This is a genomic window from Halobacillus sp. ABR2_026 (assembly GCF_056158545.1).
Map to the genome: position 1 here is coordinate 1,271,651 of NZ_JBSWTM010000001.1, position 26,445 is coordinate 1,298,095.

At 44.7% G+C, this 26,445-nt stretch carries 33 protein-coding genes; 26 read left to right on the top strand and 7 right to left on the bottom strand.

All coding sequences use genetic code 11. The features are described 5' to 3' along the window. Positions 1 to 40: 40 nt before the first annotated feature. Positions 41 to 454 carry a DUF3021 domain-containing protein gene (locus tag ACXADE_RS06485; RefSeq protein WP_474979665.1) on the bottom strand — a complete coding sequence of 138 codons (414 nt, stop codon included), beginning with the start codon at positions 452 to 454 and terminating at the stop codon, positions 41 to 43. Further along, on the bottom strand, positions 451 to 909 hold the full coding sequence (locus tag ACXADE_RS06490) for a LytTR family DNA-binding domain-containing protein (RefSeq protein ID WP_474979666.1): 459 nt from the start codon (positions 907 to 909) through the stop codon (positions 451 to 453). The genes ACXADE_RS06485 and ACXADE_RS06490 overlap by 4 nt, the downstream gene beginning before the upstream one ends. A 324-nt stretch (positions 910 to 1,233) precedes the next feature. Between ACXADE_RS06490 and ACXADE_RS06495 the strand changes: the two genes are divergently transcribed. The 17 genes from ACXADE_RS06495 to ACXADE_RS06575 all read left to right on the top strand — a co-directional run bounded on the left by ACXADE_RS06495 (position 1,234) and on the right by ACXADE_RS06575 (position 14,976). Then, complete coding sequence (locus tag ACXADE_RS06495; protein WP_474979667.1) at positions 1,234 to 4,641, top strand: hypothetical protein; 3,408 nt, start codon at positions 1,234 to 1,236, stop codon at positions 4,639 to 4,641. A 15-nt stretch (positions 4,642 to 4,656) separates the two neighbouring features. Then, positions 4,657 to 4,812: a hypothetical protein gene (locus tag ACXADE_RS06500; protein ID WP_474979668.1), complete on the top strand. Its 156-nt coding sequence runs from the start codon at positions 4,657 to 4,659 to the stop codon at positions 4,810 to 4,812. A 75-nt stretch (positions 4,813 to 4,887) separates the two neighbouring features. Next, positions 4,888 to 5,217 carry an LSm family protein gene (locus tag ACXADE_RS06505; protein WP_474979669.1) on the top strand — a complete coding sequence of 110 codons (330 nt, stop codon included), beginning with the start codon at positions 4,888 to 4,890 and terminating at the stop codon, positions 5,215 to 5,217. A gap of 105 nt (positions 5,218 to 5,322) precedes the next feature. Further along, positions 5,323 to 5,538, top strand: a complete 216-nt coding sequence (locus ACXADE_RS06510) for a hypothetical protein (RefSeq protein ID WP_474979670.1) — start codon at positions 5,323 to 5,325, stop codon at positions 5,536 to 5,538. Continuing rightward, positions 5,531 to 5,875: a VOC family protein gene (locus tag ACXADE_RS06515; protein ID WP_474979671.1), complete on the top strand. Its 345-nt coding sequence runs from the start codon at positions 5,531 to 5,533 to the stop codon at positions 5,873 to 5,875. Before ACXADE_RS06510 ends, ACXADE_RS06515 begins: the two co-directional genes overlap by 8 nt. A gap of 132 nt (positions 5,876 to 6,007) precedes the next feature. Next, complete coding sequence (locus ACXADE_RS06520) at positions 6,008 to 6,196, top strand: hypothetical protein (RefSeq protein WP_474979672.1); 189 nt, start codon at positions 6,008 to 6,010, stop codon at positions 6,194 to 6,196. 141 nt (positions 6,197 to 6,337) lie between these two features. After that, positions 6,338 to 6,691: a hypothetical protein gene (locus tag ACXADE_RS06525; RefSeq protein WP_474979673.1), complete on the top strand. Its 354-nt coding sequence runs from the start codon at positions 6,338 to 6,340 to the stop codon at positions 6,689 to 6,691. A 227-nt stretch (positions 6,692 to 6,918) separates the two neighbouring features. Then, complete coding sequence (locus ACXADE_RS06530) at positions 6,919 to 7,440, top strand: GNAT family N-acetyltransferase (protein ID WP_474979674.1); 522 nt, start codon at positions 6,919 to 6,921, stop codon at positions 7,438 to 7,440. A gap of 122 nt (positions 7,441 to 7,562) precedes the next feature. After that, positions 7,563 to 8,273 carry a helix-turn-helix transcriptional regulator gene (locus ACXADE_RS06535; RefSeq protein ID WP_474979675.1) on the top strand — a complete coding sequence of 237 codons (711 nt, stop codon included), beginning with the start codon at positions 7,563 to 7,565 and terminating at the stop codon, positions 8,271 to 8,273. Between the two features lie 157 nt (positions 8,274 to 8,430). Beyond that, on the top strand, positions 8,431 to 8,949 hold the full coding sequence (locus tag ACXADE_RS06540) for an NADPH-dependent FMN reductase (protein WP_474979676.1): 519 nt from the start codon (positions 8,431 to 8,433) through the stop codon (positions 8,947 to 8,949). Positions 8,950 to 8,994: 45 nt separating this feature from the next. Then, entirely contained in the window at positions 8,995 to 10,530 is a 1,536-nt protein-coding gene (locus ACXADE_RS06545; protein ID WP_474979677.1) for a GAF domain-containing sensor histidine kinase, read from the top strand. After that, positions 10,505 to 11,167: a response regulator gene (locus tag ACXADE_RS06550; RefSeq protein WP_474979678.1), complete on the top strand. Its 663-nt coding sequence runs from the start codon at positions 10,505 to 10,507 to the stop codon at positions 11,165 to 11,167. Before ACXADE_RS06545 ends, ACXADE_RS06550 begins: the two co-directional genes overlap by 26 nt. Positions 11,168 to 11,773: 606 nt before the next feature. Then, positions 11,774 to 12,064, top strand: a complete 291-nt coding sequence (locus ACXADE_RS06555; protein WP_474979679.1) for a hypothetical protein — start codon at positions 11,774 to 11,776, stop codon at positions 12,062 to 12,064. A 15-nt stretch (positions 12,065 to 12,079) separates the two neighbouring features. Then, on the top strand, positions 12,080 to 12,277 hold the full coding sequence (locus ACXADE_RS06560) for a PspC domain-containing protein (RefSeq protein WP_474979680.1): 198 nt from the start codon (positions 12,080 to 12,082) through the stop codon (positions 12,275 to 12,277). A gap of 34 nt (positions 12,278 to 12,311) precedes the next feature. Continuing rightward, a complete protein-coding gene (locus tag ACXADE_RS06565) occupies positions 12,312 to 13,067 on the top strand; it encodes an AAA family ATPase (protein ID WP_474979681.1) in 756 nt (251 codons plus the stop codon). A 308-nt stretch (positions 13,068 to 13,375) separates the two neighbouring features. Then, entirely contained in the window at positions 13,376 to 14,239 is an 864-nt protein-coding gene (locus ACXADE_RS06570) for an ABC transporter ATP-binding protein (protein ID WP_474982205.1), read from the top strand. Beyond that, positions 14,236 to 14,976, top strand: coding sequence for an ABC transporter permease (locus tag ACXADE_RS06575; RefSeq protein ID WP_474979682.1), 741 nt, complete (start codon positions 14,236 to 14,238; stop codon positions 14,974 to 14,976). Before ACXADE_RS06570 ends, ACXADE_RS06575 begins: the two co-directional genes overlap by 4 nt. Before the next feature lie 129 nt (positions 14,977 to 15,105). Here ACXADE_RS06575 and ACXADE_RS06580 read toward each other — a convergent pair whose 3' ends face one another. Together ACXADE_RS06580 and ACXADE_RS06585 are read right to left on the bottom strand one after the other, a co-directional pair. Then, a complete protein-coding gene (locus ACXADE_RS06580) occupies positions 15,106 to 15,771 on the bottom strand; it encodes a potassium channel family protein (protein WP_474979683.1) in 666 nt (221 codons plus the stop codon). Positions 15,772 to 15,787: 16 nt separating this feature from the next. Further along, entirely contained in the window at positions 15,788 to 17,155 is a 1,368-nt protein-coding gene (locus tag ACXADE_RS06585) for a TrkH family potassium uptake protein (RefSeq protein WP_474979684.1), read from the bottom strand. Between the two features lie 165 nt (positions 17,156 to 17,320). On the opposite strand from ACXADE_RS06585, the gene ACXADE_RS06590 reads away from it, so the two are divergent. The 5 genes from ACXADE_RS06590 to ACXADE_RS06610 are packed head-to-tail and all read left to right on the top strand — an operon-like array spanning position 17,321 to position 19,645. Continuing rightward, entirely contained in the window at positions 17,321 to 17,893 is a 573-nt protein-coding gene (locus ACXADE_RS06590; protein ID WP_474979685.1) for a hypothetical protein, read from the top strand. Between the two features lie 3 nt (positions 17,894 to 17,896). Beyond that, entirely contained in the window at positions 17,897 to 18,487 is a 591-nt protein-coding gene (locus tag ACXADE_RS06595; protein ID WP_474979686.1) for a hypothetical protein, read from the top strand. A gap of 44 nt (positions 18,488 to 18,531) precedes the next feature. After that, positions 18,532 to 18,957, top strand: coding sequence for a VOC family protein (locus ACXADE_RS06600; protein ID WP_474979687.1), 426 nt, complete (start codon positions 18,532 to 18,534; stop codon positions 18,955 to 18,957). A gap of 50 nt (positions 18,958 to 19,007) precedes the next feature. Beyond that, a complete protein-coding gene (locus tag ACXADE_RS06605) occupies positions 19,008 to 19,172 on the top strand; it encodes a hypothetical protein (protein ID WP_474979688.1) in 165 nt (54 codons plus the stop codon). Then, entirely contained in the window at positions 19,172 to 19,645 is a 474-nt protein-coding gene (locus ACXADE_RS06610) for a hypothetical protein (protein ID WP_474979689.1), read from the top strand. The genes ACXADE_RS06605 and ACXADE_RS06610 overlap by 1 nt, the downstream gene beginning before the upstream one ends. A gap of 182 nt (positions 19,646 to 19,827) precedes the next feature. On the opposite strand, the gene ACXADE_RS06615 is transcribed toward ACXADE_RS06610, so the two are convergent. Next, positions 19,828 to 21,240, bottom strand: a complete 1,413-nt coding sequence (locus tag ACXADE_RS06615) for a glycoside hydrolase family 18 protein (RefSeq protein WP_474979690.1) — start codon at positions 21,238 to 21,240, stop codon at positions 19,828 to 19,830. Positions 21,241 to 21,342: 102 nt separating this feature from the next. Between ACXADE_RS06615 and ACXADE_RS06620 the strand changes: the two genes are divergently transcribed. Continuing rightward, positions 21,343 to 21,846 (top strand): GNAT family N-acetyltransferase, encoded by a 504-nt coding sequence (locus tag ACXADE_RS06620; RefSeq protein WP_474979691.1) that lies wholly within the window; start codon positions 21,343 to 21,345, stop codon positions 21,844 to 21,846. 46 nt (positions 21,847 to 21,892) lie between these two features. On the opposite strand, the gene ACXADE_RS06625 is transcribed toward ACXADE_RS06620, so the two are convergent. After that, the gene (locus ACXADE_RS06625; protein WP_474979692.1) at positions 21,893 to 22,717 is read right to left on the bottom strand and encodes an alpha/beta fold hydrolase; all 825 of its coding nucleotides are present in this window, start codon (positions 22,715 to 22,717) and stop codon (positions 21,893 to 21,895) included. 99 nt (positions 22,718 to 22,816) lie between these two features. Beyond that, positions 22,817 to 23,695, bottom strand: coding sequence for an alpha/beta hydrolase (locus ACXADE_RS06630; protein WP_474979693.1), 879 nt, complete (start codon positions 23,693 to 23,695; stop codon positions 22,817 to 22,819). A 176-nt stretch (positions 23,696 to 23,871) separates the two neighbouring features. Here ACXADE_RS06630 and ACXADE_RS06635 point away from each other — a divergent pair, with 176 nt between their 5' ends. From ACXADE_RS06635 to ACXADE_RS06645, 3 genes are all read left to right on the top strand, one after another. Further along, positions 23,872 to 24,945, top strand: a complete 1,074-nt coding sequence (locus ACXADE_RS06635) for a glycosyltransferase family 2 protein (RefSeq protein ID WP_474979694.1) — start codon at positions 23,872 to 23,874, stop codon at positions 24,943 to 24,945. Then, positions 24,945 to 25,379: a glycosyl-4,4'-diaponeurosporenoate acyltransferase CrtO family protein gene (locus ACXADE_RS06640; protein ID WP_474979695.1), complete on the top strand. Its 435-nt coding sequence runs from the start codon at positions 24,945 to 24,947 to the stop codon at positions 25,377 to 25,379. Before ACXADE_RS06635 ends, ACXADE_RS06640 begins: the two co-directional genes overlap by 1 nt. 140 nt (positions 25,380 to 25,519) lie before the next feature. After that, positions 25,520 to 26,386 (top strand): DUF4097 family beta strand repeat-containing protein, encoded by an 867-nt coding sequence (locus ACXADE_RS06645; protein WP_474979696.1) that lies wholly within the window; start codon positions 25,520 to 25,522, stop codon positions 26,384 to 26,386. Positions 26,387 to 26,445 lie beyond the last annotated feature (59 nt).

The following is a 26,445-nucleotide window of genomic DNA, read 5'->3' on the forward strand; positions in this document are numbered from 1 at the left end:
ATTAAATTGGCCATATGAACACGAAACGTAAACTGAGCCTTTATCTTAAATGATTTAAATCTGCATTCATTTTTTTAGATTCAGAACGGAAGTAGAGGTAGAAACCGATCCAGATGATCCCATAGATCACAAGGAAGGATAAAAGGGAAAGCATGACAGTGATCGTTCGGAAAGCGATCCATCCAATGCCCAGGCTGATGATGAAATACAACACGGAAACGGTTAGGAAATGAAGCAGGGATTGCTGCCAAAGCTTTAAAGAGTGAATCTCAAAGTATAAAGGGGAGACTGTGAAAAACCAGCCACAGAATATACTGCCCAATGTGTTTCGGATAAAGCCTTCGGAAGAGAGAGTTTCCAGGCCTCCGAACCATACCACACAGTAAGTCATGACAACACCGAGAAAGGCCCCGAAAAAAATACCGATCAAGCTTCTGAATAGAAATTTTTTCATTTTTCTTTCCTCCTGTTCATATTTAATGTGTTTTTAATTTCCTTCACATAATGACGCGAAGCGTATTCTTTGCTTCCAGAGTGGAAGTGGACGACAAGTGTTCCATGAAAAGACGGTTCAAAATGGCTGATTTTGTACAAATTGGCGATGGCTGACTTGGAGATTCGAATGAACTGATCTTTTGGAAGGGTATCCAGCAGTTCATACAGCTTTTCCTTTAGTTTGTACTCCCCTTCATCGTGTGCAGCGTAGACGGTTTCGTTCTCCGTAAAGAAACATTCTACGTCTCCAGGCTTTAGGAGGTGCTGCCGTTCTTCGTCGTACCCTACGACCAAAGGCTGTTTTTCTTCTTCTAAAGCATCGAGGATTTTTCTAATGGATGGATCAACCTCTCTGCACTCAACGGTTACTTTTGTTTCTTCGAACTTGTCATTCATGTCTACAAATAGTTTCATATTCCCCTGTAACCTCCCGTCTGTGTTTCTAATGTCAGTATAGACGGGGAAGAAAATTCTGTCATCGTTTCTCCATTATGTGGTTGATAAAGGGAGGCGAGTGGCAGGAAACCGCTCGTCACCTGCACAGCGTCATCAACTGCCGTAGAGAGAGGAAAAGTATGGTAGGATGAATTTAGATATTTTTGTAAAATAAACGGAAAGGAACGCCCCCTTTAAAGAGCATTTCTGAGATTTGAATCCAGTTTTTGGTTTATGATAGTTGATAATTTATGCTCTTTTAGTGTAAAATTACACAAAGATAAACGATGGGGAGGGAACGAAATGGATGACCTATCCAACAGAGAAAAAAACGCCGTCTTTTTAGATCAATTGCATGAACTGAAAGATAAGGAGTACATAACAGAATCAGAGTACGCTAGATTGAGAAAAGCCCAGTGGGAGTACCTGACAGCTGATCAATCTGTACATAAAGTTGAGAAGCAGGGAGTAGAGAGAAAGGGGCAGAACCTTGAGAAGAAGTCAAAACCAAAACCTGCGCCTGTGAAGAAGAAAAAAGAGCGGTCACCAGAAGAAATCCGTGAACGCAACATTACGTGGACACTCATTCTGGGAGTTTCGATTCTGCTCATCACAGGTCTTATTGTCGCTACCAGTCAATGGGATCAAATGGGAGCGATTACGAAAGTGGTTTCTATCTCCGGTGTGTCTCTATTTTTCTTTGCCATGAGTTATGGAACAGGAAGAATGTTGAAAATTAAGCAGACTGCTTTTGCATTTTTGACGCTCGGGAGTCTGCTCATTCCGATTGTCATCGTTGCTATTGGCTATTTTGAACTTTTCGGCCCTTCTTTATCCCTGTACGGGGAAGGGAGATACCTGCTCGGATTAATGGGCACCGCTATCCCGCTGCCTTTGTACATAAGACATGCGTTCGCCCACAGGTCAAGACTCTATGTATGGATTGCTTTTCTGTTTTTATCTTTAGGCGTCGGTTTTCTTTTGGGGGCGCTTCCGTTATCCTTGGATGCCTTCTATCTGGGGTTGATGCTCTATAACGCGGGGGTGCTCGCAGTTTATATAAAAGTGAAAGCAAACCAGAGCGTCCAGCTGTTCATCCGGGAAGTCCCGTTGTTTGCTCAGTTGAATCTCATCCTATCGACTTTATTGATGCTGTTCTTCTATGAAAATGAGGTATTTTACAGTTTCAACCTTCTACTGACCGCCAGCGTTTATATGGCGATGGTTTTTGTTTATAAGACGAGAGAATACCAGTTTGTCTTCTCGGTTATGATCGCTTACGGCGTCTATCAACTTGTTGAGCACTCCCCGCTACACGCTGTGAATTCCATCGTGTATGCCCTGGTCGGACTGTTTTATATCGGGTTTGCCTACGCCTTCAAGAACCACTCGTTCATTGAAAAGGTCTTCCGCTTCACAAGCGGCATCGTCTCTTTTTTGGCGTTTCTTTATATCACGTATGAAAGTCTTTTACTCAAAGATCAGGCAAGCTCCTGGCTTTTACTTGCCGCATATTTCATCATCATGATCAATTATCTGGTGCTTGCAAACATCGCGAACTACACCGTGTTTGCTTATCTAACATCCGTCTTTTTCTTCATCTCCACTTATCAGTTGTGGGACTTGATCCAAACCGGTCCATGGTTTTTCTTTTTGTTTACCGCAGCATCCCTCCTCTTTTTATATGCAGGGATGTGGACGACACTCCCTTGGATGAGGAACGTGAAAGGAAGCAGCTTTTATACATCTGTCGTTGTGATGTGCGGTTGTTTGTATTACGCCCTTTATGATCTGCAATACGGCTATAGCGCTTTGATGTTGATTATGGTCAGTGTCCTCGCCTACTTTTTGAAAAAGAATGCCGCTTATCATAAGTTGCACAGGACAGCGGTGTGGGTTCTGCCGACAGGGCTAGCTGCTTCTTCCATCGTAGTTTATCAGTCTATGATGGAGTGGTTTCCCGCTTCCCGTGAGGACTACACCCTTTCCTTACATCTCGCTTTAACAGGGGGATGTTTATTAGCCCTGCATTATGGATGGAAGAAATGGAAAGAGAGCGAATGGGCGCTCTCAACGTTTTATACCGCTCAGGGAACTTATGGCTTAGCCATGCTATTACTACTGATAGATACACGGGTGGATCCTGTTCTGGTCCGTCCGCTCATTCTGCTCGCGGGCATCGGCATGATGTGTTTGCTCGTCCGGTTCACTAATAAAAGGATAGCCTGGAGTTTAGTGTCCATCGTTTCGCTTGCTTTTTATGTCTCCTTGCTCGAAACGTTCGGGATGGATTCATTCTCCCACGTGCTTCTTTACATGCTTTTCGCTCCTGTATGGTTGATCGCCATAGGACAATTTGGAAAAAAGAAAGGGTGGGGGTTACGGCCACACTTTTATTTGCTTGGCCATATTGTCCAGCCCATCATTGTGTTATTCGTTCTGCTGGATCAGCTTGGTCCGGAAAACATTCACCCTGTTTATCTGATTATCCCTCTTGGCGTCTACATTTACAGCACGTTGAACGCAGAAAAAGAGTCCGGAATAAAAACGATGCTCTATGCAGCGCTTATCAACGTTTATTTATTATTGGTGACGTTAGTGGAGGAATATGGCCTTTGGAAAGATTCCCCTTACGAATATGGCTTTCTAGCCAGCAGTCTGCTTTATGCCATGCTTTGGATCTTTTTGCCGTCGATCTGGAAAAAGCGAATAGAGTGGTATATCATTCCATTTTCACTTCTAGGCTTATTTGCATGGGTCCAGGACGTACCGTTACGTGGAGAAGGGGAATGGGTACTCGGAATCGGGTACACGGTATTCAATTTATTTTTTCTGCATCGCAGGCCGTGGTCACTTGTCCGTTTCATTCCATTGGTGTTAACGATCAGCCTATGGGAGAGGCTTTCTATCGTGTGGGGGGATTCGGAAATCATTCTATCCCTTGTACTCGTGAGTCTTGCCCTCCTGGGAGTCGGGAAAGTGCTGCATGGCTATCTTATAGGTCCGGGCGTACAGGCAGACGCTTACACGTGGTCCGCTCTTCTCTATATCGGTTATCTGAGTATATATGCAGGATGGGAAGAAAGTGTATGGATACGTATTCTGCCGTTGATCCTTCTCAGCATGTGGTTTTATCTTAGCGGAAGCAAGTGGCCGGACAAAGTCTTTCGTAACATTTGTTATACTGGAGCATCCGGATGCCTTTACGGAAGTTACTTGATGGTCATTGCCGCGTATAGTGAGAAGATCCCCGATCTGATGATGGCAGAACTTCAAGCCTTGCCTGCATTGCTTGTGCTTTTCTTCGTTGGAAAGTATATATGGGAAGATTCTCCTGTAATCGTAGGCTATGTTCACTTGGCTGTTCTTCTGCTGATTGCTGGTTATCTCGTTATAGACGCGATCCAAAGCCACACGGTATGGGATGCATGGATCATTGGCGGTTTATCGCTTCTATCCATGATAGCGGGGATGCAGCTGCGGATTAAATCTTACTTTCTCGTGGGCATGGGGGTCCTTGTCTTCAACATCCTCTATCAGACAAGACCTTACTGGGGGAACGTCCCTTGGTGGGTATATCTGTTGTTGGCAGGACTTGTGCTCATCGGAATAGCCAGTTATAACGAATGGCAGAAACAACGCTCAGAATCTGACAAATCTGCAGAGAAGAAAGTGAAACGGATCTGGGAGGCATTTAAAAAATGGAAATAGATAAGGAGTTTCAGAATGCATGCCGTGTTACGTACGTTAAAAAATGTGGTGCTTGATGTAATGGCTATGGTCAAAGGGTTCCTTTACGGGTTTGTCATGATCGGCCTGTTCATCGTTATGTTAGGCGTCGGGATTTATGGCGTTTTGTACTTGCGAAACGTTTTTCTATAACTGAATAGGTACGCTTTTCATTCACCAACCTGGGCGAATTGCATAAAATGTGAGGAGTCGAAGGAGGGGAATGTGGTGAACAACCCGACAGATCAGCAACACACTCAGGGGAATAGCAGCCAGCCTCAGGGGATTCATGAGTTTTGTAAGCAGAACCTTTATCAGATGGTACAGATTGAATTGGATGATGGTCAGACGCACACAGGACTTCTGCATAGCTTTGATCAGAATCAGATGAATTTGATCATGCCCAGTGGAAAGCAGGAAGGAAACCAGACAGGAAGCCAGGGAGACAGTCGTCTGTTTTTTCCATTTTTCGCCCCGTTCTGGCTGTTCGGTTTTCCATTCTGGAGAATCCGCAGGTGGTACCCGTATTATTATCCATACTATCCTTATTGGTGGTAAGCCCTCTTTGAAGTCACTGAAAATTCAGTGGCTTTTTTTGTTTTTACTAAATGAATGTATGGTACGATTATAAAAGGAATCATTTACCAGAAAAGGTGGGATCAAATGAAAGAAAATTTAACGTACGCTTGGATTGCTTCCTGGTTTGCCCTGGTGGGACAACTGGGCTTTTTCATCGTGGTTTCCAACATAACCGGGGACTGGCGGTATGTGATGTGGAGCTTTATGGTGAGCATGTGTGCGGGGGTCCCAGGAATGATTCAAACATGGAGGGCGCAGAAACGATCGGATCGTGTAAGGAGCGGTATTCAGCATGATTGAGAAAATCGATACGCTATGTCTTGGAGTGAGAGACGTAGAGGAAGCGGCTGTTTGGTATGAGGAGAAGCTGGAGTTCTGCCCTACGTTCATAGGAGAAGGATATTGTGTACTCTCACCAGGTGATCGCTCCATTCCTGTGACGTTGGAAGAAAAGGAAAGGGCTGTGCCAGCAATCGATAACTATCCCATCTTTTTCACGAGGAATATAGAGATTTCGCACGAGCAAATGATGGAGAAGAAGATTGAGGTGGGACCCATACAAAACGACGCGAATCAACATTTTTTCGATTTCTACGATTTGTTTGGTAATCGACTTCAGGTATGTAGTTATGACTGACTTGACAGGTTCTACCTTATGTCTGTTTACCACAATCGCACTCTTTTGGATTTTCTCATCTTTGGCTTTTTCCATGCGTATTTTTATCCTTCAATAGGGTGAGGGGAAATCTGTGTAGCGGAGGTCGATGGAATGAAATGGTTGTTTGCAGCGGCGGCTTTTGCTGCTCCTGTTTCTTTATGGATGGACCAGGCAGCGAGCGGGCTGATGTTATCAATGATTTTCATGCTTGCCGGAGCTTACTTCAGCAAACCGCGTGTTCAGAAAAGGACCGAGGATTCAAAAGACAATTTTCCTTTGAAAAAAGGCATCTTTTTCTAAGAATGACTGACTTTTGCCTAAACGGTTTCCGACCGCCTCCTGAAAGAAATGAGCATTTTGATAAGAGTCACTTTCTTCCTTAGAGGTGAGATGACTTCTCGACCAATTGAATTGGTGGCTTCTACTTAAAGGAGGAAGGATATGAAACGACTGTTTGCCTTAACCCTATTCATTTTCTCCTTGGCTGGATGCAGCGAGGATTTTTCCACCATTGATGGGATGGTTTTAGGGGTGGATGGAGATTCGTTGACCGTAGATTGTTCAGGGGAAGTGAATGAAAACGACCCATCACCTGAAGATATTGGTTATACATGTACTATTTTCATCCTTGAGGATACTTTGATCGTTGATGAGTCAGGAAGTCGACTGTTTTGGGATGACTTATCGATTAGAGATTCTGTCACCGTCCATTTGAAGGAGTCTTCAGTAATTACGACGGACAAGGATACAAGAGAACTTGAAGCCATAGAGGTCATCAGATATAAAGAAGAGTAATCAAGCACTCTGATAGTAACATCGAGGTCAGGATCATAAGAGACATAGGAACAGAGCTTCTGCGTGATTAGAAGTTCTGTTTTTTGTATGTGTTTACTAGGAAGATTTGCAAATTTAATATAAAGTTGAAGGTAGAGACTGTCACATATAGAAAGAACATTTCGAAAACTGTAATATGGGAAATAAGACGGAGAAAATGTTGGAGGAAGCGTAGGGAGGAAATAGCCATGGGTGTAACTTTCAAAAAACTCACACAACCAACGGAAGAAATCGCATCTGCTTACCATCGGTGGGAGAATGATGCCCAGCTTATACCTAAAGTGCGGCCGAACCCTGATCAAGAAGCACTGGAAAAAAGATATGACGTGACAACAGAGGGGTTGAGGCAGCGTTTGGGGGATCATGAAATCTATCTCATTTACATAGATGAAGAGCTGGTCGGTGAAATGAACTATATGATTAATCCCGGTCATCTCCACAGTAAAAAGGATGACACCGCCTGGATCGGGATTACGATTGGTGAGGCGTCCGGAAGGGGCAAAGGGATCGGATTTCAAGCTATGAGTTACTTGGAAGAGAGGATCAAAGAGCAGGGGATTAAGCGCGTGGAGCTGGGGGTTTTTGAGTTTAACGAAAAGGCTTATCAGCTGTATGAGAGACTGGGATATAAAGAGATTGCGAGAATTCCGGATTTCACTTATTGGAACGGAAGCAAGTGGGCGGATATACGAATGGAAAAGTTTTTATAAGTTTTAGTATTCAGGGATGGAAATAGAAAATAAAACGGAATGTGGATGGGCAGATCGATGAAAAACTCTTATAATAGAGACAGCGGTACTTATCTAGCTACGGAAAGAAAAGGAGGCCCGATATGCGACACGATATACAGCCGAACGAACGTGCTTTCTCAACAAAGGAAGTAGCGGAAGAAGTCGGGATCGCCACCACGACGGTCAGACGGTATGGACAGCTTTTGGAGCAGAACGGTTATGAATTTTTCAAAGACGGGGAGCGGCGGATCTTTGTAAGATCTGATGTCGAGGCGCTCATTCAAATCCGGGATACGGAAATGCCGAAAGAAGATAAAATCCATGAAATCGTGAAAGAGCAGAAAGAAATGCTTGCGGGATATGAGTCGCGAGATCTTGCACTTTCGGATACATATGAGGGGAATGAACTGACAGATTCCGACCAAATGAAAGAAATGTTCCGGTACTTAGCGAGTGAACTTGCGGCATCACGTGAGATGAATGTCCAATTGAAGAATGATATGGCCGAATTGAAAACGACTGTATCCAGATTGAAACAGGACCACCATGTCATCAGTTCCGGTGTTGGGAATTTTTCGCAAAAGACCCATACGAAAATGGATAAAATGATGCAGCAGCAGAAAGAACAATATGAAGAATTGCTGCAGCGGGAGCAGGAAAAGGCGGAGTACCTCCAGAAAGAAATCCAGGAAATGCGGGATGAACAGAAGAAAGAGTGGCGTTCCCAAACGGAGTTCAATGAACGCTTGGAACACTCTGTCAAACATTCGCGTGGTACGCTCGGTAAGATTATGGCTCTGTTCAAAAAGTAAGAGAGACGCTTGAATCCGAAAAGGTTCAAGTGTTTTTTGTATGCATGATGAGGCGAACGTACGTTTTCGGCCGAATGGTGTAGACATTTTTCCATCCATGCTCGGATTCAGAAATAAGCGTTTTCCCATAACCTTAATCGTAAGGAGGTTATATTGGATGAATATTGTGATTATTAGTGGGACACCTAGAAAGGATGGGCGTACGAAAATGGTTGCCCGTACGGTTGAACGAAAAATGGAAGGGACTTTGGTCGATCTGAGCCGGTTGGATCTTCCTTTATTCAATGGGGAAGATTCTCAAGGAAAACACCCTTCCGTGCAGTGGCTACGCAGGGTCGCTGCTGAGGCGGACGGTTTTGTCTGGATTTCTCCAGAGTATCATAACGGAATGAGCGGCGCCCTGAAGAATGCGTTGGAATTTTTGAACGGTTCCCATGTGAAGGGGAAGCCGACCCAACTGCTCGCAGTTTCCGGTGGAGGAAAAGGCGGCATCAATGCCCTGAATCAAATGCGTACAGTCGGCCGGGGACTCTATGCTTCTGTCGTGCCGGGTCAGATGATTTTTGATCCGGAGCATTTTGATGGTGATCAGTTGATCACACCGGTAATCGAAAAGCTTGATCTTTTGCTGGCAGAATACAATGCCGAACGTTTGGCAAGTGTTAAAAGTTCTTAAGATTTTCAGATAAACAGAAGTTAGAACGAGGAGGAGGTGCCGCAGATGAGTGGGTATGACCGTGCGGAAGAATTGAATATTATGAAAGTGATCGCTGAAACTCTAAACCAGTGCAACGATCTGCCGATGATGCTGCAGACTGTTTTGGAAAAACTTCTGGAACTGACTAAACTGAATGCCGGCTGGATTTTCCTCATGGATGGTCCTGATCACTATGAAATGGCCGCGCATTACGGCTTGCCTCCTGCTTTGTCCTGGGGAGAATATCAGCCGATGTGCAGCGGCGACTGTTATTGTTTGAGCCGCTTTCGTAATGGGAAACTGACCAGGCCGGTGAACATTATTGAATGCAAACGGTTGAATAAAGCGATTGAAGAATCGTGGGGGGATACGAATGGGATTACCCACCACGCTACAATTCCGCTTGGTGATGGGGAAGATTCATTTGGATTGTTGAATGTCGCTGCGCCAAGAAAAGAAAAATTTTCAGACGCTGAATTGACGCTGCTTCAATCGCTTGGCTTTCAAATCGGCACGGCGATACGGAGGACTCGCTTGTATCAGGCGGAGCGGAGACGAGCGGAGAACTTCGAAAATTTGAACCAGCTTTCTGGTGATCTATGGGCTGTGGAGACGTTGGTCGAATTAAAAGAAGTGCTGGAGTCAAAAGGGAAAAACATTTTCGGGTGGTCTGAGATTGAGTGTTACATAAAAGATGAAGAGTGCGGGAAGCCTTCCTTTTCACCCTCCGACCAGGTTATGATCACAGAAATTCAAGCCGTTCTTCCGATCATCCGGCAACAGGGGATTCTTGGATCCCTTCGGATCGTGCGAAAAGACGGAGATTTCTTTCAGCAGGGGGACGAAGAATTTTTGCACGCCCTTGGCCGACACTTGGGACTCGTTTATGAGAATATCGTCTTAAAAGAAAAGCGGCAGGAACTGCTTCTTCATGAAGAGAGGAAGCGCCTGGCCCGCGATCTTCATGATTCTGTGAATCAAAAACTTTTTTCCCTTTCGTTGACGGCTAAAGGCGCCAAAGGGATGGTTTCAAGTTATGACCCCTCCCTTGGGGGGCTGATGGATGAGATGCTCTCCATGGCCCGGGAGTCCTTGAAGGAGATGCGTTCTTTGATTTGGCAGCTTCGGCCTGTAGGGCTTGAGGAAGGCCTGCTTTCTGCTATGAAGAAATATGGAGACCACCTCGGGTTGTCTGTGCAATTTGATATGGAACGCCTGCCTGATTGGTCCAGAACGACGGAAGAAGCCTTATGGCGAATCAGTCAGGAAGCAATGAATAATGTAGCGAAACATGCAGGGACGAAAGAAGTCTCCATCCGTCTTTATGATCAAGAAAAAGGAGCTGGAATGACCGTTACCGATCAAGGGAGTGGATTCAATCCGGACCAAGTCGGCGGACATCAAACGATGGGGTTGATCAGTATGAAAGAACGTGTAGCATTGGTCGGTGGAGAATTATCAGTGGAAAGTTCGCCTGGTATAGGGACTGCAATCGATGTCTATATCCCATACAGAGGAGAAGGGAGGAAAGAGAATGAAGATCAGAGTGATGCTCGTTGATGATCATCTCGTAGTATTACGGGGGTTGAAGTTTTTTCTGAACACACAGTCGGACCTTGAAGTGATAGGGGAAGTTGAAAACGGGGAGAAGGCATTGGAAGCTTATAAGGAATGGAAGCCTGATGTCGTGTTAATGGACTTGATGATGCCGGTCATGGATGGGGTGGAAGCGACCAGGAAGCTCCGTGAATCCTATCCGGATGCGAAAGTGGTCGTCCTGACCAGTTACTCCGACCAGGATCATGTCATTCCTGCTCTTCAGGCAGGTGCTGTTGGGTACCAGTTGAAGGATGTTGACCCGGATGAGCTAGTCAAAACCATTCGAGCAGCCTCAAATGGGGAAAAACTGTTACACCCGAAAGCAACTAACCTTCTTCTGGAGCAAATGAGTGGCGGGAGTGAAAAGAAAGATCCAGACGTTCATTTCAAGCTGACGAACAGGGAAAAAGACGTCCTCCACCAAATTACGTTAGGAAAAAGCAATAAGGAAATTGCAAGCGAGCTTTACATAACTGAAAAAACGGTGAAAACCCACGTGAGTAACTTGTTGAGCAAGCTTCAGGTCCATGATCGTACGCAGGCGGCCATTTACGCAATGAAAGCGGGCATGTTCGGAGATCGCACAAGGGAGTATTGATGCAGCGGAAACCCTTATCTTTTAGTCTTTGTTAAGATTTAGTGTTGTTATTACTGCAAAAGAGGAACTTCCATTTTTATGGAAGTTCCTCTTTTTTATAGTTGGCTTATTCAACTAACACTTCCTTTTCTTGAAGACTCAGCTTCGAGATGTTCCAGGGGTTCATTGCCTGGTTGAGCGTTAGGGGCGGCTGGGAAGCCACTCGCTTTCCTGCGGGGATGGCGGCAAGCCTCCTCGGACTTCGTCCTGTGGGGTCTCGCCAGCCCATCCATTCCCGCGGGAGTCTCGCAGCCTCTATCCACTCAACAAAAGTCTCGAAACTGAGCTTTAAACAATCCTGCCATTTAGCGAAAGGCTCAGTTTTCATTGGTTACATCGTGAAAGAAGATCATCTAAAGGTTTCGACACTTGGAAATAAATTCTCTTTTACCATCCCATCATTCATTGTCCCTTCCATCTGTTGATGCAAATATCAACACTGAACTTTAACAGATCCATCTTTTAAACTAGAGGCTCTTTTATTTGAGGGAGGCACGGTTTTTATCGGGAAAAAATGAAACCGTCATGGGAGTTCTCTCGTAATTGAGAGAATGAGGAGGTTTTATGGTGCTTCAAAAAGTACATATGACAAACTTGATGCTCTTCGCCTTAGTAATTGTATGGAGCTTTTTCCTTTTCGTTGGCTTACATTTCGTTGAACAGGAAGATCCATATATAGGAGAGAATATCAGTATTCTTTTTGTCTATGTGATTTGGGCCGTCGGCTATTATATCCAGTTGAAGCAAGCATCATTTTTACGTGCTTTCATCGTCCTGTTATTTGTTTTGATCTTCCAGGTGGTGTATTTCTATAAACTTTATTATGTCGTATCATTTTTTGAATGGGTGTTTGAATAAAAAAGGAGGATGAATATGAAAAAGCTATATCGTTCTACGGAAAATTCTCAGCTATCGGGCGTGCTGGGAGGTCTGAGTGAGATTTATAATATTGACGCAAGTCTTTTAAGAATCATTGTCGCTGTTTCAGGTTTTTTTACAGGTGGGTTTACATGGCTCATTTATTTCGTAGCGGCAATCGTCATGCCAAGTGACCGTGAACTTATGAAATGAATAGTTGGGAGAAGTAAAAAGGAGAGGTGGTCGTGTGGCAAAATTAGAGAAGCATACGCAATATATTCGTTCCATTGACTTGAAGAGGGAGCGCATCCATTCTTTTCACCAATTTCCTTTAAACCTTGCAGTGATTCGGAACTTCAAAGAGCTCCACCTTCACCCTCATGTGACTTATATCATTGGAGAAAATGGAATGGGGAAATCGACATTGCTTGAGGGAATCGCCATTGCTCTTGGATTTAATCCGGAAGGCGGTACATTGAACTTCAATTTTTCCAGCTATGATTCTCATTCGGACCTGGATGAATATTTACGTCTCGTCAAAGGGATTCAAAGACCAAAAGATTCATTCTTTTTCCGAGCTGAAAGTTTTTACAATGTGGCCACCAACATTGAGGAGCTTGATCAGCAAAATGGAGGACCGAAAATCATCGATTCATTCGGCGGGAAGTCTCTGCATGAGCAGTCCCATGGCGAATCATTTTTTGCTGCCTTTACGGAACGCTTCCAAGGGGAGGGGCTGTATATTCTCGATGAACCAGAAGCAGCCCTATCTCCGCTCCGGCAGATGTCGATGTTGAGAAGGATTCATGACCTTATTGAAGCAGGTTCACAATTTATTATTTCCACGCATTCTCCGATTGTGATGGGGTATCCTGATGCAAGAATCATAGAATTGACTGAAGATGGAATGAAGGAAACTTCACTGGAAGAAACGAATCACTATACTATTATGAAACAGTTTTTCGATGATAAGGAACGTTTATTTCACCACTTATTCCAATAAGGAGGCATCCAATGGATGGGGTGTTGCTGTCCGGTGTGCCCTTAACCGTGCTTCCATTCTGGACAATTAAAAGTGTGAAGGAAGGTACTCAGGTTCAAAGAGTCCTTCATATCGGGTGCTTGGTGATCGGAATCGCTTTACTTTTTGTTTTTTTTATTCCGTCCACAACACTTTTCTCAAGGAGGTTTGATTTTTCTGAAACCTTTTCTTGGGAGTTGCGTACTTACAAGTAGAACAGTTTCTAGGGAGGAGCGGTCAAAATAGAACACGTCATTCAAGTCGAAAACCTTTGCAAGTCATTTGGGAGCATTCAGGCGGTTAAAGATTTATCGTTCACGGTAAGTAAAGGGGAGATCTTCGGGATTATCGGTCCGAATGGAGCAGGGAAGACAACGACCCTCGAAATTTTGGAAGGGATCCAACAGCCTACTACGGGACGGGTGGAGGTGCTGGGTCTTAACCCGGGAAAACAACTTCGTGAATTGAACCGGAGGATCGGGGTCCAGTTTCAAGCTACTTCCATTCAGAAGAAAATGAAGGTAAAGGAAGCGCTTGATTTATTTTCCACCTTTTATGAGGGTCCAACCCAAAAAGGGAAATTGATTGAAATGCTTGGCCTCCAGGAAAAGCTGAATGTTCATTTTGAAGACTTATCAGGGGGGTGGAAGCAGAGGGTCACCCTTGCATTGGCTACTTTGCATCAGCCGGAATTGTTGTTTTTAGATGAACCGAGTATGGGACTTGACCCCCATGCAAGGCGTGAAATGTGGGGGATGATCCGGACATTGAGGCATAGCGGGAGCACCATCGTCGTGACGACGCACTATATGGAGGAAGCAGAAAAACTTTGTGATCGTGTCGCAATGATTTACAGTGGGGAGTTAAAAGCGCTCAACCAACCTGATGCTCTTCTGGATGATGTGGCTACACATTACCTTCGATTTGAAAGCGCGCGGATCCCTTATGAATATCTTCTGACACTCGGTGATGTTGTTCGTGTTGAAAAAGAGGAAGAAACGTTCAAAGTGTTCACGGAGGATTTGCAAACGACCGCTTATCAAATTTTCACCTACTGTCATGAGGAAGGGATTGATATTAAGAACTTCAAATTCGACAGAGGATCTCTGGATGATTTGTTCGTCCAATACTTAGAAAAGGAGAAAACCGGATGAATAGTGTGATGAAATTGGCAAGCTTGGAAACGAAAATGTTCTTCCGGGACCGCCTTAGTGTGTTTTGGACATTTCTCTTTCCTGTTGTGATGATTTGGTTGTTTGGTTCGATGTTCAGTGGCGATGTGATGGGTCCTTTTTCTTTCGCTGACCTTTTCATTCCATCGTGGATTGGTGTCAACATTGTAACTACTTCGTTTTTCACCCTTGGGACCGTTCTTGCCAGTTATCGTGAAACGGGCGTACTGCGCAGATATCAATCTACACCTCTCCAACCATGGAAAATCCTCACAGCCCATACGGTTCAAGGCACGGTGATCTTCCTGATATCTGCTCTGCTTCTTATGGTCTTCGGTATGATCATGTACGACCTTCAATTGCCGGCTTATATCGGAAGTACTCTTTTGGCTTTATTTATCAGTATTCTAGCCTTTTTTCCCTTTGCATTATTCGTCACGTCTCTTGCAAAAAATACCCAATCAGCAGCAGCGATCAGCTCACTTTTTTTGAACTTGATGCTCTTTTTATCCGGGGCTACATTTCCACTTGAAATGATGCCGACGGTTCTCCAATATGTGTCGAAAGTACTGCCATTGTATTATGTCATCCAATTGCTGCGCGGGACTTGGAATGAATCACCCATTACCGAATTCGGGCTTGAAGTCGGGATTTTACTGGGGATCTCTGTCGTTTCTATTATTCTTGCGTCCCGATTCTTTAAATGGAGTGACAAATAATGCTTCATTGAATTTAGTTGGATTTTTTCCGTTTTCCTATTACTATGCTGGTTTGGTGTCAGGGTTTATATTACAGAAGGTTGTACTCCAACGGAAAAAGGCAGCAGCTGGTAACCAGCTGCTGCCTTTTTAATCTTCTACGACAAGGTTTTTCTCAAATCGGTTGACGTCTTTGTCTGCACCAATAACGATGAGGATGTCGCTTGCATTCACTTGCTCCGTAGCCATAGGGGAGACGAGGACTTCCTTTCCCCGTTTAATAGCTACGATATTGCATCCGTACTGGGCACGAATATCCAATTCAATTAACGTTTTACCGTTCATCTTACTACCTGCTTTCACTTCGACGACACTGTGATCATCAGATAGTTCGATATAATCGAGAATATTATCGGAGATGATGTGATGAGCAATCCTTTTTCCCATGTCTCTTTCAGGGTGGACGACTTGATCCGCTCCGATTTTATTTAATATTTTTTCATGATAATCGTTTTGTGCTTTTACCGTAATCATCCGAATTCCCATTTCCTTTAGGATCAAAGTTGTTAACATACTTGCTTGGATATTATCCCCGATAGCTACTATAACGTGATCGATGTTTGTAAAGCCTAATTCCTTCAGTACAAGTTCATCCGTGGAATCAGCCATAACTGCATGAGAAACAATGTCACGATATTCATTGACTTTGTGCTCATCCAAATCCAGTGCAAGAACTTCCATTCCTTCTCTGCTTAGTTCTCGGCAGATGCTTCCACCAAAACGGCCAAGACCAATTACGGCAAAGGTTTTTTTCATGGTTGGTGACCTCCTGTCAGCCGATAATCATCGGTTCTTTCGGGTAGTGATACTTTTCTTTATTGCTTTTCCCTCGAATGATGAATAGGAAAGCAAAGATTCCGATTCTCCCAATGAACATAAGTGCAATGATGATGACTTTTCCAACATGATGCAATTCAGGTGTAATCCCCATGGACAACCCAGTTGTTCCAAATGCAGAGCACGCTTCAAACAACAGCTGCATGAAGGAAAATTGTGGTTCGAAGTAATGAAGCAGGATAACGGCAATGCCTGTAATAGCAATCGCTGTATTCACAACGATGAATGACCGGAAAATGTCGTTTGGGTCGATTTCTCTTCTAAAGATGCGAACACGGCTTTTGCCCCTGGCATAAGTGATCACGCTTAATACAGTAATGGCGAAGGTCGTTGTGCGAATCCCTCCGCCCACACTGCTGGGTGAGGCTCCGATGAACATGAGGACACAAATGACGAGCAGTGTCGGTCCGCTGAACTCTGCCACATCCATAGTTGCAAGCCCCCCGTTCCTTGTAGTCACCGATTGGAAAAGGGAGAAAAAGAAGGCCTCATGCCAGGACTTACCTGCGAAAAAGTGATGTCGATCCAGAAGAAAAATGAGTATAGCTCCGACAATGACGAGGACGCCGAACGTAACGGATGTCAGTTTTGCGAATAAAGAGAAGTGATGCATATTCTTCTTTTCCCGGGTGATAAAGTCTTTGATTTCTATAAGCACTGGAAAGCCGATCGCTCCGAGCGTCAATAACAGCATGTGAATGAACTGGACAAAATAATCATGTTCAAACATGACGAGGGAGACACCTGTTATGTCGAATCCTGCATTTGTCGTCGCACTCACAGAAGCAAACATTCCTTGGACGATCGCTTCTCCCATAGTGGGGAAGTATTGAGTAAAGTAAATACTCAATATTATTGCTCCTACAAATTCAATCAATAGAATGATCAACAAAATCTGTTTGATCAAATTAACCATCCCGGCGAAAGTAGAGCGGTTTTGGTCGGTTTTAATCAGCTCACGGCTTTTTAGTCCGATTTTCTTTCCGAGCATCAACCATATAAACGTCCCCAACGTCATGACGCCAATTCCGCCGAACTGAAGGATGAACATCAATACGAAGTAACCACCTGTATTGAATGTATCTAATGTAGAAACGACCGTGAGTCCTGTAACACTTACCGCACTGACGGCTGTGAAAATGGCATCAATAAAGCTTAATCCCACTCCGTTTTTATGGAGGAAAGGAAGACTGATCAGTCCAGTAGAAACAATGACTGCAGTAATATAAAACAGTACAATCACCTGGAAAGGAGTAAGTCTGTCGAAATAATGGAAAAATTTTCTCTTTGCGTTCGTATACATGGGAAGGTCCTCCATCAGGTGAAAGGTTTATATATGGATTTTATATGGATAGTGACAGTTTGACAATAGCTATTAATCTACGAAATGAATGTGGCTATAATTTACAGAAAACCAATATAGTGGGAGAATAAAAAGAAGAATACATAGTTGACAGGAGTGGATCTTTTGGTACGGGGATGGTGGAAAGTACTATCACTTGGCATAGTTTTATTAGGGTTATTCCCTCATTATGCCTTATCGGCTGCGGACCCTTCTGAGGTGAAAGAGCGAAAAGAAGAAGCCCCTCTGCACCTGATTGGGCATGTCGAGCAAGACGTGCTGGTCAAAGATTTATCGACGGATGATCAGCCGGAACAGCGGAGGAAAATGGTAGTAATGGTTCAGGAGTATGAAAAAAAGCCTGACGCCGAATTTGAACCTGACACAGTGGAAGTTTTCTATCATTACACCCCTTCCTGGGTTGAAATGGCGGGTGGTAAGAAAATGGATATTTTTGAGGGGGATACGATTGAAATTTGGCTTAAGCGCGGGGAATATGGCTGGGAGCCTGTATTAGGCGGAGATACAGTTGAGCATTTAACCTATGTGGAGGACCGTGAAGAGCCAATCCCGGAACCACAGCCACTCAAGGACCTTGTGCAAGGGAACTTGTGGGAAATCGCTGTTGGTGGAGGAATATTCTTATTCGTAGGAGCCTATTTCCTCCGCCGTATCGGTCGTTCGAAAGGAGGCAGGTGATTAATGAAGAAACTATTCCTGCTAATAGGTGTTTTGCTTCTTGCAGGCTGTACAGAAGAAGGTGGAGAGCTCCCTCTCATAAAAGCCGATGCTGAATCCGATTATGATCAACACTATCAGGATCTGGGGATCGGACGTGTTTATAACTATGAATTTAGGCTGCCGGCTGCCGATAATCGCTCGGTGCATGTCTGGGTTGAAGGGTATCGGGACGGTGAAAAGATTTCAGAGGCAATGGTAGAACTCTCTTATGGAGGTAGTCCAGAGAAGGAAGAGGAAGGTGACCTTGGAATTGGATGGATACAAAGTGAAGACGGATCCCTTCTTCATTTGTATGCGCCTGGTATATCTGCAACTCCTAAAGACATCTCTTTACCCCTGCAGGAAGAAGGGATAGGGAATTGGGAGTATGCGATCCAGGAAGACTGGGAAGAGTTTTCTATTGGAAAAGAACTTTTGCTGGGTGCTTATCGCCATTCATCTAATGGCACGATGCAGGTCATTGATCTAAAGGAGGATGAACAAGTGAGGAAAATGATTGAAGAGGATACCACAGTTCTTTTAATGAAAATGATGGTTACAGATAGTTCTTAAGAAGGTCAATCGAGAGAGGAAGAAGGCGAAAGGAGGCTTTTGTTATGTTTCAAATTGGTAGTGTGTTTATTCCCGTAACGGATCTTGAAAAATCTAAGCAATGGTATGTGGATCACTTGGATGTACAGGAAATTGACGCATGGAAGGGTGGCGTCGGCTTTTTCTTTTCTGAAGGTTCTGTCCAGCTTGGGTTAATCGAAGTGACAGAATCTCAAACGACAGAATTCAAGATAGATAAGAAAGATAGAAATGCGTATTTCAATTTTGTTGTTTGCGATATTGAGGCTGCTCACCAAAGGTTAGCGGAAAGCGGTGTGAAGACGACGGAGATTCGTAATTTCGGAGATATGCGTGGCTTCGACTTTTTCGATCCTGATCAAAATGTCTTCAGTGTAGTAGATGAAGAGAAAGATTCTCCTTTTCATAAAGAGAATGTCAGGAAACAGCAGGTGAAACGTAAGGGAACCTAACTTTTGAAATGACATCATGGCAGGATTACAGACGGAAGGAAGATATATATATGGCTGTATGGTTAAGCATCGTTATTATTCTATCACTTTGGTCCATCACAAAAACGCTTGAGAAAATGACTGCTAAGGTTACAGAAAAGCAGGATCAACAGATGGAACACTTGAAAGAAATTCGGGAACTGCTCATAGAGAAGAAGGACCAGGGAGATACCTAATGAAAAAGACGATGGTTCGTTATTCATTTTTATTTGTGATGCCGTTTTTAATGGGGATACATATGTATCTTTCTCTCAGCGACCTCCCCGTACCTTTCGGGATTTCGTTAGAAGAGGAAGAAAAGACTATCTATAAACACGGGTGGAATGGAGCTGTCATAGAAAAGGTCCATCTGACGGAGTTGACGAAAGAGGATGAAGTCGAGTTCTTCTTAATGGATCACAATTTCAACCAAAGGTTTGCAAATGTGATCTTTACTATTCTTGTACTCGTTTATTATTTGGTATTGGAAGGGTTCTCTCGCCTATGGAATATCTCGTTGCAAGGATGGCTTAAAATTCCTGAGAAATGGGAGCCTGTGCTCTTCGGAGTGACCGCTGGTTTCATCTTCGTTACCGTCGTTCTTGCGGGAGTCCACTATACAGACCTTCTTCAAGAAAGCGAAGCCCTGCTGCAAAAATATCAAGAATAGAGGCGGGGAAAGAGGTGCCGTTCTTTCGTTCATGGAAGAATCAACGGGTAGGAAAGATTCATCCTGCGAATGTGACATTCATTTTACTTCATTATATTGGAAGGGCAGGTGATGAAAGGAGAGACCGGTGGCTTACCGTTTGAAAGTGTAACAAAAAAAGCCTCAGTAATGGAATAGAGGCTTTACCATTTTTTCACTTTGAACGTGCCCTGAAGGACCGGCCAATTTTGAGGAAAAGGGCTTCCCAGCACCCAATAGCTTCCACCGCGCAGTCCATACTCTGCAATCGTTTCATATTTCGCCTGGACACTTCTAGCATCCTCAAACCAGACTTCTTTTTGCTGGTTGTTTTCATCGGTATATTTGAAATATGGAGATTGGTATGTTTCGTCGTATTGGATGGGGACACCAAACCTGGCGGCCAGTTGAACCGCTTCTTGGGGGCTTACGGTCCGTGCGTATGTTCCTTGAACCCAGGGGATGTTCCATTCGCGTCCATAGAGCGGGATTCCCATCAGAATTTTATTACGAGGAATGACAGTGACGGCGTAATCGAGGACTTCCCTCACTTTGTTGATAGGGGCGATTGCCCACGGTCTTCCTCCAGACCATCCCCACTCATATGTCATCAGGACGACGAAATCCACGATTTCTCCATGGGCCTCATAATCGTGAGCTTCATATAAAAGCCCCTGTTGATCTCCTCTTACTTTCGGAGCCAGGGCGGTTGAGATACTGAAGCCTTCAGGACGTAAGCGTAGAGCTGCTTTTCTTAGAAAGGCATTATAATTTTCCTTATCCTCGGGGTATACGTATTCAAAATCAAAGTTCACACCTGTATATCCTTTCGAGCGCATCTGCACGAGAAGGTTGTTGATAAAAGTATCCTGAAGATCAGGATTTTTTAAAAAAGTGGAAGCAAGGTCGGAATCAAACCCCCCTTCGGTGAAATTAGTGACAACAAGAAGAGGAGATATTTTTTGAGAAGTGGCCGCTTGCAGAACGGCAGCATCTTCCAGGTCTGTCAAACCTCCATCAGCCTGAATCGTCCTCGTGAAAGGGGAGAGATAGGTGAAATGGGGACCAAGGACGGTCACTTCACGCGTTCCTTCTGCATTTGTTTTCGTCAGATAGGCGTTGATTTCCTTGACTGGTCGGAGCGGAGAAGGGATAGAAAGAGTCATACCGACAGTAATGACGGACGGATCCTGAATGTTGTTCGCTTCCGCAATCTCCGAAACAGAAACCCCCCCTTGTTTAGCAATGTTCCAGAGGGTATCACCTTGTTGAACTGTATACGTTCGGAAAGGGAGGATAAGCATCTGGCCGGGATATAGGAGGGATGCATGGGTGATGTTGTTTTTCTCAGCCAAATCACTGACCCGGACACCGAAGCGGTTCGCAATGTTCCAAAGGCTGTCCCCAGGCTGAACGACGTATTCTTTATCAGGTTCCGGGATGGTAAGGGCCTGACCGACGACAAGGACTCCCGGACTGGTGATCTGATTTAATAAAATGATCTGATTGATGTCCGCCCCGTAGCGCCGGGCGATTTTCCAAAGAGAGTCTCCATTTTCTACGGCATGGATGATCATTTCATCCCTCCTTGTATGCACTTTGTAGATCATATGCAGGATTTGGTTGTCCCTATGTATAAGCTCCCCGCACAGACTAGGATAGAAAGGTGGTGGAAGGGGATGGAGATTATGCTTGCAGGACCGCAGCATGTAGGAGGAATCGTATGGGTTTGTACAGAAGGAAACCGCACGACATATGCTGATTTATATTCCGCCTCCTACATTGAACAAATCATTCGACAATTTTACACGAAAGAAAGAATCTTTGAAGAGGTCATTCATAAGGGGAGAGAATGGGGCGGCTACATCGTTGCGTTCGAGCAGGAACAAGTTGTCGGTGCGTGTGGCGGAGGAATGATTGACGATGCTTCCTGTGAACTTTATGTCCTTTACATCGATCCGAATAGGAAAAAGGAGGGGATTGGTACCAAGCTTCTTGAATTCTTCCTGGAACAGCAGAAAAAGTTAGGAGCAGTGAACGTATGGGTGTCTGTTCAGGAAGGGAACCAGCAAGGCATTTCTTTTTATGAAGCTCGTGGGTTTGTATTTTCCCACAAGATGAAAGGGTATGGGAGTAGAGAAGCGGAAAAGTACACATCCTTGAGGTTTTCGAAAAAAATTTGAAGAAAAAGAGATTCAAAAAAACGCCGGACCATCATCCGGCGCCTTCTCAATGATTGGAATGTTTGACTTCTTCTTTCATATGTGTGAAGTCCACTTGACCTTCGGACCGTATGAAAGAAACGGCTAAATTGTTGAATGTATCTGGTTTATCCAGATTGACGACATGCCCGCTTCCCGATAACAGGAGGAATGATGTGTTCGGCATGTGGCGGGTGTCACGGATCACATCATCTCTAAACATGTGGTCGCCTTCACCGGTAATGTACAGTTTCGGTACGGATGAAGCATTGGCATTCACATGTTTGAATGTTCCGGGCACGGAATAAACGATGTTATACCAGCCAAGGAAATCATCTCTTTTCATCTGAGAGGCTTCATGGATGAAAGCATCTCTCGATTCTTTATGATTTTTCCTTGGCATAAGGATCCGTGCACATAAGGAGTACAAGTACAAATGGGGCGTAATATTTTTGAGCATCGTCCCCATCATGAGCAGCAATCGACCTAAAAGATTGATCCGAGTGATCGCTCCGCCTAATACGGCCGTCCGTACGCGGTGGGGAGCATGGGACAGAATGTGGTGGATCACTACGGAACCTAAAGAGATGCCGACAAAGTGTGCTTTCTCCACACCGGCATCATCCAAAACACTCAGAACTTCTTCTGTGACGGTATCAAATGAAAACTTGTCGTCGTAACTCGAAATCCGTGGAGAATCTTTATGACCAGGCAAATTCACGACGATCAAGTTGAATGATTTACGGAACGCTTTCAACTGAGGGAAGAAAATGTTGACGCTCCCTCCGATTCCATGGAGGAAAATGACGTATTCCTTGGAAGGGTCAGAGCCTAACACTTTATATTCTAACAATGGATCACCTGCTTTAATAAAACTATAAAACGACACTAACCGTCATTATAAGTCAAAAAGCAGGGCGTGGCAAAGGATAATTGGTTTCGCTTTCATCCTTCATTCGTGAATAGCTGTGCGAATCTCATCGGCAATGAGCTTCCAGGCGGATGTCGCCTTCTCCTGAGGTCCCTGATGAGTGAACGCGTGGTAGCAATCTTCGAAGATGTGGACCTCCACCTCGTTGCCTGCCTGTTCCAAAAGATTTGCATACGTTTTCCCTTCCATAGAAAATGCGTCATATTCCGGAATGATGAAAAGAGCTTTGGCCAGACCCGCTGGGTTTTCAGCTTTCACAGGTGAAGCAAGCGGATGCTCGCTCTGATATTGTTCCGGAACATAGCACCTATTTAAGAAGTGGGCGGCTTGAGGATATTTGGCCCGCCATTTGTCCGGCTCCGGTTTTTCTCCATGTGGGGTCACAAAGTCCAGCATTGGATAGGAAAGCACTTGAAGAAGCGGTTGATCTTGCGACCGTTCTTTCAAAAGGAGGCAGAGGGAAGCGGCCATGTTTCCTCCTGAACTTTGGCCACCGACCATCATTACATCAGCATCAAGTTGAAAATCTTCGGCATGGTGTTTGAGCCACATCCACAGCTGGTAACATTGCTCGACTGGTTGAGGGAAAGGGTATTCGGGAGCTTTTGCGTAATCGACATTGACGATGACACATCCGGTTGCATTGGCAAGGTACCGGCAGTAAGGGTCGTCCATTTTTTTCTCGTTCATTATGAAAGCCCCTCCGTGCATGTTCATGTACACAGGTAGCGGTTTTTCTCCGGATGATTTTGGATAATACAAGCTGATGTTCACAGGAGTTACTTTTGTATCCACGAGCATGTCCATTTTTTTGTATACAGGCTGGAAAGGGACCATCAGGTTTCTTTCTGCCTTATTGGGGAAAAGTCGCAATAATTGCGCCATCCATAATTTCATCATTGGAGAAACCCTCTTTTCTATTTGACTCTGTTTATCCTTCCCGTGGTTAAGGACGTCCCCAGCGTGTGATACCTGCTTGGGATAGAATCTTATTTTTAACCATTGTACCCGGTCTCTTCAGAGTATAATCCCAGGTTTCCGAGGTGAAAATGGATGTACATAAGGAGGTGGCCGAAATGTGGTTGACGATTCTCGCATGCTTATCGACTCTGTTTCTTTTTTTTCATAAATTATCGTTTCCTGAAGAAACCCGTAAGAATACATCGATGTACACAATCATCATTCCTGCTCGGAATGAAGCGGCCAATTTGAAGCGGTTGCTACCGACGCTCGTGTCAAATCGACAGGCTCACGAAATCATTGTCGTGGATGATGATTCAAATGATCAGACGAAGCGAACAGCGAAAAGTTTTGGTGTGAAAGTGGTGGAGAATCCTCCGCTCCCTGAAGGCTGGATGGGAAAGTCCTGGGCTTGTTACAACGGTGCGAAAGCGGCCAGCGGTGATGAACTCGTATTCCTGGATGCAGACACGTGGTTTGCAGGGGGAGGGGTGAAGCGGATGATGAACGCTCTTGGAACGGAAGAAGGCGTGGTAACCATCCATCCGTACCATCAAATGGGGTCTTTCGTTGAAAAGTTTTCTGCCGTCTTCCATCTTGTTGTTCTCGCTTCTTCAGGGATGACTTCCGTGTTTAGAATGGAGCAGGGATCTCAAGGCGGATTCGGACCTTGTCTTCTCGTTCGTTCCCATCATTATTGGGAGCTTGGCGGCCACGAAGCAATCAAAGGAGAGATTGTGGAGCACCTCGCCTTTGCCCGATCAGCCGCAGCTTATGGACTGCCGGTGAAAGCGTACAGTGGGCGTGGAATCTTGCATATGAGAATGTATGAGGGTCATCTCAAACCAATCATTCAAGGATGGGCAAAAAGCTTCTCAACGGGGGCTACTACGGCCTCCCCATTGTTGACGGCAGCGAATATCGTGTGGATTACAGCTGTTATATCTTATCTCGTCAACCTGCCATCCCTCGGCTGGTGGGGCATAGCGGGATATATTGGCATGGCTTTCCTTCTCTATAGACCGTTGAAGGAGGTCGGAAACTTCAATGGGTATGACACGGTTCTGTTTCCCCTGCATTTTGTCTTTTTCATAAGCGTATTTTTCTACTCCTTATGGAAAACATTCTTCGTGAAACAGACCACCTGGAAAGGACGCACCATTGTTGATAAGAATAGGAGTTCATCCTAATGACGGTTAATATCGTGGCCTGGCTGTGTATCCACCTTGGTGTAAGCAGTGTGGTAGCTTTATCTCCGCAGTCGTTCGTGAATGTTTTTTCGATCCTTTACCGTCCAAGAAAGTGGGAAGCTCGAAGTAGGGTATATGAGAAGACAGGTGTGAGGAAGTGGAAAAGCAGACTTCCTGAAGCAAGGAAATGGTTTCGAAGAGAAAAAAACACCGCTCATTTGAGAACCCCTTCCCAGTGGAAGAGGTTTGAAGAACAAACCAATCGATCTGAGCTTTCCCACTGGCTGCAGATGGCTGCCGCTCCTTTCTTCTTCCTGTTCAATCCTCCGTGGGCTGGAGTCGTCATGATCTGCTACGCCATCCTATTCAACCTTCCATTCATCATTTTGCAAAGGTACAATCGCATTCGTATTCACCGGATGAAAAGTAGGTGAAATGATCACGGATAACATTCTCTATGCCTCCCTGGTCCTTTGGACGGGGAGATTCTTTTCTGAAGTTGGAAGGTGAATGGAAGGATTTGTCGAAATCTGGTAGTGGATGATTATGGAATTAGAAAAGGAGGAAGTAAGACTTGGATATAGCCATCGTTATTCTTTTGGCCCTCTTGTTGCTTGTCGCTCTAAGGCGTGGTCTACATAGAGGAAGCATGTGTTCCATAGAGGAGAATGCCGTTTATACAGGACCCATCCATAACTTACAGGTGGATTCCCTCTCTGTGGACATAGAGGTGAAGAAATCAAAGGCGGAGAAGTGGGAAATCATGTTGTCAGGAAAAGTGTATGAAAAGGACCGGCACCATTTCAAGCTCGTTCATGAGAAGAATGGGGAGGCGCTCAGGATAGGTGTGAAAGAAGAGAAAACATGGTTTGGGGTCGGGATGCGTCAAGATATGAAAGTATCTATTCACGTACCAGAAGAATACATAAGTTCAATAATGGTGGACACCTCCTCTGCGGATATCGATCTATCCGGTTTAAAAATCAACCACACGAAACTGCGTGCACAATCAGGGGATGTCACATTGGAGAATACGGAACATATAAACCTGAAGATTCGGACCTCAAGTGGCGCTGTTCTCCTCAAAAACGTCCAAAGCGAGCGGACAGATATTCGCGCTAACAGTGGAGACATCACGGGTCACAGGATGAATTTTGGAACAGGATTCTTCAAAGCTACTTCAGGAACGATTCTTCTTCGATCTGAAAAAATGCAAGGTGATTTGAAAGCTGACACGTCAAGTGGAGATATAACCATTTATTATAAGGAACAGCCATCAGCCTGCACTTTGGAACTCCGTTCGAATTCCGGGGCAGTCCATAGTCAATGGTCAGGGCTTTTCTATGCTGTGAAATCCCGGCATGAATTGAAGGCCGTAAAAGATGGAGGGGGCTATGATGTGTCCGCAACGACCACTTCTGGTGACATGCTTGTGAAATGATCAGCAGACTTCAGAGCGGTCGGACCCAGCCGTTATTAGATATGAATGGTCACAATATG